8 protein-coding genes are annotated in these 6888 nt (G+C 60.9%); 3 read left to right on the top strand and 5 right to left on the bottom strand.

Features of this window, described 5'->3' with window-relative positions; all coding sequences use genetic code 11:
- The first annotated feature begins 258 nt into the window (after window positions 1–258).
- Window positions 259–1149: a tRNA (adenosine(37)-N6)-dimethylallyltransferase MiaA gene (miaA, locus tag KLP40_RS20910; protein WP_215595788.1), complete on the top strand. Its 891-nt coding sequence runs from the start codon at window positions 259–261 to the stop codon at window positions 1147–1149.
- A gap of 84 nt (window positions 1150–1233) precedes the next feature.
- Here miaA and pfkA read toward each other — a convergent pair whose 3' ends face one another.
- Window positions 1234–2205, bottom strand: coding sequence for a 6-phosphofructokinase (gene pfkA / locus KLP40_RS20905; RefSeq protein ID WP_215595787.1), 972 nt, complete (start codon window positions 2203–2205; stop codon window positions 1234–1236).
- 267 nt (window positions 2206–2472) lie between these two features.
- Here pfkA and KLP40_RS20900 point away from each other — a divergent pair, with 267 nt between their 5' ends.
- Window positions 2473–2901 carry a tellurite resistance TerB family protein gene (locus KLP40_RS20900; protein WP_215595786.1) on the top strand — a complete coding sequence of 143 codons (429 nt, stop codon included), beginning with the start codon at window positions 2473–2475 and terminating at the stop codon, window positions 2899–2901.
- Window positions 2902–3001: 100 nt separating this feature from the next.
- On the opposite strand, the gene KLP40_RS20895 is transcribed toward KLP40_RS20900, so the two are convergent.
- From KLP40_RS20895 to KLP40_RS20880, 4 genes are all read right to left on the bottom strand, one after another.
- Window positions 3002–4189: an aspartate aminotransferase family protein gene (locus KLP40_RS20895; protein ID WP_215595785.1), complete on the bottom strand. Its 1188-nt coding sequence runs from the start codon at window positions 4187–4189 to the stop codon at window positions 3002–3004.
- A gap of 171 nt (window positions 4190–4360) precedes the next feature.
- Window positions 4361–4855: a hypothetical protein gene (locus KLP40_RS20890; protein WP_215595784.1), complete on the bottom strand. Its 495-nt coding sequence runs from the start codon at window positions 4853–4855 to the stop codon at window positions 4361–4363.
- Between the two features lie 61 nt (window positions 4856–4916).
- Complete coding sequence (locus KLP40_RS20885; RefSeq protein ID WP_215595783.1) at window positions 4917–5375, bottom strand: hypothetical protein; 459 nt, start codon at window positions 5373–5375, stop codon at window positions 4917–4919.
- Between the two features lie 174 nt (window positions 5376–5549).
- Window positions 5550–6089, bottom strand: a complete 540-nt coding sequence (locus tag KLP40_RS20880; RefSeq protein ID WP_215595782.1) for an RNA polymerase sigma factor — start codon at window positions 6087–6089, stop codon at window positions 5550–5552.
- Between the two features lie 156 nt (window positions 6090–6245).
- Between KLP40_RS20880 and KLP40_RS20875 the strand changes: the two genes are divergently transcribed.
- Window positions 6246–6812, top strand: coding sequence for a hypothetical protein (locus KLP40_RS20875; protein ID WP_215595781.1), 567 nt, complete (start codon window positions 6246–6248; stop codon window positions 6810–6812).
- Window positions 6813–6888: the final 76 nt, after the last annotated feature.

Here is a 6888-nt window from a genome sequence, read left to right as displayed (position 1 = left end):
TAAGAATTAAGAATTAAGAATTAAGAATTAAGAATTAAGAATTAAGAATTAAGAATTAAGAATTAAGAATTAAGAATTAAGAATTAAGAATTAAGAATTAAGAATTAAGAATTAAGAATTAAGAATTGGTTTTTTATCAGTCCTCCCGTTTGCCTTCAACTCATTTGCCGGCCCGAATTAAGAAATAAGAACAAAGGCGTTGCTGATCAAGAGCGCGAAAAAATTCTTACTGCTTACTTCTTACTGCTTACTTAAAAAATGAACATCCTGCTTGTGATTACTGGCCCGACGGCGGTGGGCAAAACAGCCCTGTGCGTGCAGCTGGCCCGGCAGCTGAGCACGGAAATCGTATCGGCCGACTCCCGACAGTTTTTCCGGGAGCTGACCATCGGCACGGCCAAGCCCACGCCCGAGGAAATGCAGGGCGTGCCCCACCACTTCATCAACTCGCACAGCATTACCGAGGAGTACAACGCCGGCCGTTTCGAGCAGGATGCCCTGGCGGTGCTCGATGACCTGTTCCGGCGCCACCCGGTCGTGATCCTGACGGGCGGCTCGGGCCTGTACCTGCAGGCCGTCACGGAGGGCCTCGATGCGCTGCCGGCCGTGGATCCGGCCGTGCGCCGGCAGATCCAGGTCGAACTCGAAGCCGCCGGCCTGGAGCCGCTGGTGCAGGAACTGGCCCGCCTCGACCCGGTAACCTACCAGCGCATCGACCGGCAAAATCCCCAGCGCGTGGTGCGGGCCCTGGAAATCTGCCGGGCCACCGGGCAGCCGTTCAGTGCCTTCCACGGGGCCAAAACCGGCGCGCGGCCCTTCCGCGTGGTGAAAGTTGCCCTGACGCGGGAGCGGGAAGAGCTCTACCAGCGCATCGACCAGCGCATGGACCAGATGCTGGCCCAGGGCCTGGAGGCCGAGGCCCGCGCCCTGTACCCGTACCGCCACCACAACGCCCTGCAAACGGTCGGCTATCAGGAGCTGTTTGCCTACTTCGAGGGCCAGTACGACTACGCCGAAGCCGTGCGCCTGCTCAAGCGCAACTCCCGCCGCTACGCCAAGCGCCAGCTCACCTGGCTCCGCCGCGACGCGGACTACCGCTGGCTCACGCCCGCCGAAGCCGAAGCTGCCGGTCCGGCCCTGCTGGCCTAGAAACCGCCCCAAAAATAAGCTCCCTGCCCGGGCCGCAAGGGCGAGGGCAGGGAGCAGCAGAACCCGGCTGGCGGCGCTTTGCAACTATACGCTCAGGATTTCCACCATTCGCATAAAGCTCTGGTTGATGAGCTTCTTCTTGTGAATGGTATCGGTGAAGGGCGTGTACACCAGCTTGCGGTCCACGATGCCGGCCATCACGTTGCGCATGCCGTTCATGAGGCCCTCCACGGCGGCAATGCCAATCTGGGAGGCCAGCATACGGTCGGCGGCCGAAGGGGCGCCGCCGCGCTGGATGTGGCCGATGATGGTCACGCGGGTATCGAGCTCCGGAATGGCGGCCTTCACCTGCTGGGCCACGGCGTGGGCGTTGCCTTCCTCGTCGCCCTCGGCTACTACCACCAGAAACGACGTTTTGGAGCGCTGCCAGCCCGTTTTGAGCACGTCGATGACGGATTCCGTCGACATCTGGGTTTCCGGAATCATCACGATTTCGGCCCCACCCCCGATGGCGCAGGGAATGGCAATGTAGCCCGAGTCGCGGCCCATCACCTCCACAAAAAAGCACCGGTCGTGGGAGTCGGCCGTGTCGCGGATTTTGTCGATGGCCTCCAGGGCCGTGTTCACGGCCGTATCGTAGCCAATGGTGTAATCGGTGCCGTAGAGGTCGTTATCGATGGTGCCGGGGGCCCCCACGGTCGGGATGCCGAACTCCTGCTCGAAGAGCATGGCCCCCGTGAACGTGCCGTTGCCGCCGATGGCCACCAGCCCGTCGATGCCGTGGTTGACGAGCTGGTCGAAGGCCAGCTGCCGGCCCTCGCGGGTCATGAATTTCTGGCTGCGGGCCGATTTAAGAATGGTGCCGCCCTTCTGAATGGTATTGGAAACGGAAGCCGAATCGAGCTTCACGAATTCCCCTTTGATCATGCCGCTGTAGCCGCGCATGATGCCGTAAACCTCAATTCCGTGATACACGGCCGTGCGAACCACGGCCCGAATGCAGGCGTTCATGCCGGGCGCGTCGCCCCCACTGGTGAAAACTGCAATGCGTTTCATCGTCAAACTCTTCCGTAAACTCAAAAAAAAACCCGACGAGGCCGGGCCGGGCAAAGGTGGTAAATATGCGGGGAAAGTAAAGCGTTGGGGGGCGGAAAAGATAAAATAGGGCCACCGCACCGGCTGTTTTCCGGCCGCTTGCGTATCCGCCCTATTGCGACTTGCCGCTCAAAGGTCTAACTTAACTGAATTTCGAAGCTGTCAGGGCCACTGCCGGGCCCTCCTTTGGTTCGTTCCCCCGCCCCACCTGCCTAATTGCCTGCCCCTATGTTTGGTTTTTTTGAGAATGAGCAAACCAGAAAAGTAAAGAGTCACATCATGAACCTGGCCGCCCTGGCCAAAGCCGACGGGCACATCGACGAGCGGGAAATGAACTTCATTGTGGCGGTGGGCCGCAAAAACGGAATGCGCTCGGGCGAGGTCCGCTCCATTGTGGGCAATGCCAGCAACGTACACATGGTGCTGCCCGACAACGATTCGGAACGCTTCGACCAGATTTTCGACCTCGTGGATATGATGCTGGCCGATGGTGTGGTAGACGATACCGAAATGCGCTTCTGCGTGGATATGGCCCAGAAACTCGGTTTCCGCCAGGATGTGGTGGGCGTGCTGGTGCTCAAAATCTCCCAGGGCGTAAAGGACGGCCTACCCCGGGACCAGATCAAAGCCGACACCCAAACGCTGCTCGGGAGCTGAGTTAAAAATTAAAAGTGAAAAATTAAAAATGCTCGTTGCACTGCCATCCGATTCGGTAACGGCAGTGCAACGAGCATTTTTAATTTTTCACTTTTAATTTTTAACTCAGTTCAATTGACCTCAAGAGCCCCGCGCAGGCCTCGTCGATTTCGGTTTCGGTGATGGTGAGCGGCGGGGCGATGCGCAGGGAGTTGTCGCAGAACAGAAACCAGTCGGTGAGCAGGTGCTCCTGCCAGAGGGCGTGGTCGATGATGGGCTTGAGCACCTCGAACGAGTCGAACTCCACGGCCATCAGCAGCCCGCAGTTGCGCACCGCCCGGATGGCCGGGTGCACCAGCTGCCGCCGGAACCGCTCGGCCTTGGCCGCCACCCCGGCCAGCAGGTTTTCCTGCTGAATGACCTGCAGCGTGGCCAGCGAAGCCGCACACGATACCGGGTGGCCCCCGAACGTGGTGCAGTGGCCCAGAATCGGGTCGGTTTTGAAGCCGGCCATGATGTGCCGGGGCGCGATAAAGGCCCCAATGGGCATGCCGCCGCCCATGCCTTTGGCCGTGAGCAGAATATCGGGCGCGATGCCGAACTGCTCGAAGGCCCAGAACGTGCCCGTGCGCCCGAAACCGCACTGAATTTCGTCCAGAATCAGCAGGGCGCCCACTTCGGTGCAGCGCTGGCGCAGGGCTGGCAGGTAGCCGGGCGCGGGCACCCGCACGCCCGCCTCGCCCTGCACCGTTTCGATGACCACGGCAGCCGTGTGCTCGTCGATGAGCAGCAGGTCTTCGAAGTTATTGTGGCGGAAATGGTGCACGTCGGGCAGCAGGGGGCGGAAGGCGTTCTTGAAGCCCTCGGAGCCGGTGATGCTCAGGGCCCCGTGGGTGGAGCCGTGGTAGGCGTTGAGGCTGCTCAGGAGCTTGGTGCGGCCGGTGTGGCGCTTGGCCAGCTTGAGGGCCCCTTCCACGGCCTCGGTGCCGGAGTTGGTGAAGTATACATTGTCGAGGTGGGCGGGCAGGGTGGCGGTGAGGGCCTGGGCCAGCCGGGCGGGCGGGGCCTGCACCACTTCGCCGTACACCATCAGGTGCAGGTACTTGTCGAGCTGGTCCTGGATGGCGGCCAGCACCCGCGGGTGGCGGTGGCCCACGTTGCTCACCCCGATGCCCGATATGAGGTCGAGGTAACGCTGGCCGTCGGGGCCGTACATGTACACGCCCTCGGCCCGCTCAATTTCCAGCAGCAGCGGAAAATCGGAAGTCTGGGCCTGATGGCGAAGGAAAAGCTGGCGGGGGGTAAGCATCGAAAGCAGTAGGAAAGAAGAAGCCGCTGGCTCTTGGAACCGAAGCGTACGCAAGGGTAACCGTTGCGGGCCGCAAAGGTACGGCGGCCGGCAGGTTTGGGGGCCTTGAGAAAACAAAAACGGCTGCCGAAGCAGCCGTTTGCAGGAGTAAGAAAAGGAAAATCGTGCGGGCTAATCGTCGGCCCCGTCGGCCGGGGCGGCGTTCAGGCCGGGGCGGCCGGCCACGCGGCGGAGCACTTCGCGGGTGAACTGGCGCTCGGCCAGAAACAACCGGCCCACCTGCCGCACGGAAATCACGCGCTGAAACTTGTCGAAGTAGTCCTTTTCCAGCGTGATTTCCTGCTGGCGCAGGGCAAACGACTGGTTGATATTGTCGCGCAGCTGCTGGTCGGAGAGGCCGTCGGCGGCACCGGGGCGGAGCTGGCGGAGGCGGCGGTTCAGGTCGCGGCGCTTGGCCGTGAACTCATTATAGAGAGGCCAGAACTTCTGGGCCTGATCCGGGGTGAGGGCAATTTTCTCGGTCAGGTAGGCAATGCGCGCGTTTTCGAGCTGGCTCAGGCGCTCCTGGCGCTGGCCGGGGCCACCGCCGCGCTGGGCGTGGGCCCCGGCCAGCGGCAACACAGCCAGTAGCAACAGGAGCGAGAAAGTACGAAGTAAATGAGGCATGGGGTGGTGATTAGCAGGGTGATGACCAGCGTGCCCGCAGGGGCGGCGGTCAGCGGCGAAGTTACAGGTAGGTTTCCTCGTCGGAGGGCTGCAGGTCGAGCAGGTCCTGGAGCTCATCGGGGGAGGCGTGGAGGTAGGTTTCGGCGGGCGTGCTCTGGGCCGTGCCGGGCAACTCGGCCAGATCGGTGAGGCTGATGCGCTGGTCGCTGGCCAGCAGATATTGCATCAGTTCCTGCCGGGGCACCTGGGCCAGGGCATCCGAGGTTCCTGAGGCGGCCGGCCCGGCCGGACTCAGCAGAAACGAGGCCGCGAAGCCGCTCAGCACCAGCGCCGAGGCCAGGGCCGTGCGCAGCGGGGCCGCCAGCGCCGCCAGCCAGCCCCAGGCCGGCGCGGCCGTTTCGGGGGCCTGCACGCGCTGCATCACCCGCATCGGGAGCTGCTCGAAGTAGCGGTCCGGGGGCGGGGCCAGCGGGGGCTGGGGCCGCCGCCGGTGTTCATCCAGACGAAAAGGCGTATTCATGTCGGTTGGAGGCAAAGGAAGTACGTGGGTTTAATCAATCACTGATTGGCGCTGATTAATCGTGATTTCACTGATTTCTTTATGTTCTGGAATGGACGGAGCCGGATGGGCAATGAGGTGATATTTGGTCGGAAAAATCAGCGGAATCACGACTAATCAGCGCCAATCAGTGATTTAATCAGTGTTCATCTGGGCTTCGATTTTTTTGGCGGCGTGGTGGTAGGAGGCTTTGAGGGCGCCTACGCTGGTGCCGGTTACTTCGGCCATCTGCTCGTAGGGCATTTCGTCGTAGTAGCGCAGGTTGAAGACCAGGCGCTGCTTGTCGGGCAGGGTCAGGATGGCCTTTTGCAGCTTGAGCTCGATTTCGTCGCCGGCCAGGCTTTCATCGGCTTCCAGGTTGGTGGTCAGCTCGGCCGTAATGTCGGTGAGGGGCAGCAGGAACTTGCGGCGCTTGCTCTTGAGCAGGCTCAGGCACTCGTTGGTGGCAATGCGGTAGATCCAGGTGTAGAGGGAGGCATCCTGGCGGAAGTTTTCCAGGTGGTTCCAGACCTTGATGAACACGTCCTGGGTGATGTCGTCGGCGTCGTCGTGGTTAAGGACCATTTTGCGCACGTGCCAGTACACCTTGCTCTGGTACTTGCGCACGAGCTGGTTGAAGGCCACGTTGCGGGAGGCCGGGTCACGGAATTTGGCAAGTATCTCCTGGTCTTCCAAAGGGCGCAGGCAGGCGGGTGAGGGAGCGGGTGTGTGGCGGGTTAGAGGCGGCGGGCCGGAGAGGGTTTAATCCGAATACGCGAAAATATTCATCTTTGGGCGGTTACTGACGTTGGTCATTATTTACTTAGCTGTTCCCCAACAGTATTCACTATTATGAAGAAGTTCTTCAGCACCATTGTATTGATGGGTGCAATTACACTGCCGCCGGAAAGCGAACAGTACCGTCGGCAGACACTGACCAGCGGGTATCTGAAATCTACAGAACTGAGCAGCCAGTACGCGGCCCGCTCATTTGCGCCCATCTGGCTGCGCTCCGAGCCCGCTACCGTGTTCGGCTTCATCGGTGACGATTACCAGCGGCTGCGGGTGAAGCTGCTCACCGTGCGCCCCGATGCTCAGCAACCCGGCCGCTATCTGGTCACGGGTAAATCGAAAGTCCGCGACAATATTGTTGGGTTCGAGGGTACGTTTCAGGTGCTGCACGTGCGGGAATACAAGCAACATCCGCGAGCCATCGACGACGAGCCAACTATTGCGGTAAAAGCAGGTGTCGTGCTGGCCGCTTACGAATTGCGCGAACCAGTGGGCCAGCCGGGTGCGGGCATATTTCGGGGCGTTCTGCACGCAAGCTGGTACCAGGACAAGGCGGGTAAGCTCTACTACAACGATCTAGAGTGTGTGGACAGTCATCGGAGCCAATCGAGGGCGGCGAGCAGGTGAGCACTGGCTAAGAAGCAGGTGGCCGTTTTCTCGTAGCGGGTGGCAAAGCCCCGCGCCTCCTTGAGCCGGCCAAAGA

Origin of the sequence: Hymenobacter piscis, assembly GCF_018760735.1 — a bacterium.
Taxonomy (GTDB): Bacteria; Bacteroidota; Bacteroidia; order Cytophagales; family Hymenobacteraceae; genus Hymenobacter; species Hymenobacter piscis.
The sequence above is the reverse complement of the archived record's forward strand: the minus strand, read 5'-3'. Positions and strand labels throughout refer to the sequence as shown.

Bases quoted from the DNA above. Each gene is read 5' to 3' on its own strand.
- miaA (WP_215595788.1), top strand. From the start codon at position 259: ATGAACATCCTGCTTGTGATTACTGGCCCGACGGCGGTGGGCAAAACA.
- pfkA (WP_215595787.1), bottom strand. From the start codon at position 2,205: ATGAAACGCATTGCAGTTTTCACCAGTGGGGGCGACGCGCCCGGCATG.
- KLP40_RS20900 (WP_215595786.1), top strand. From the start codon at position 2,473: ATGTTTGGTTTTTTTGAGAATGAGCAAACCAGAAAAGTAAAGAGTCAC.
- KLP40_RS20895 (WP_215595785.1), bottom strand. From the start codon at position 4,189: ATGCTTACCCCCCGCCAGCTTTTCCTTCGCCATCAGGCCCAGACTTCC.
- KLP40_RS20890 (WP_215595784.1), bottom strand. From the start codon at position 4,855: ATGCCTCATTTACTTCGTACTTTCTCGCTCCTGTTGCTACTGGCTGTG.
- KLP40_RS20885 (WP_215595783.1), bottom strand. From the start codon at position 5,375: ATGAATACGCCTTTTCGTCTGGATGAACACCGGCGGCGGCCCCAGCCC.
- KLP40_RS20875 (WP_215595781.1), top strand. From the start codon at position 6,246: ATGAAGAAGTTCTTCAGCACCATTGTATTGATGGGTGCAATTACACTG.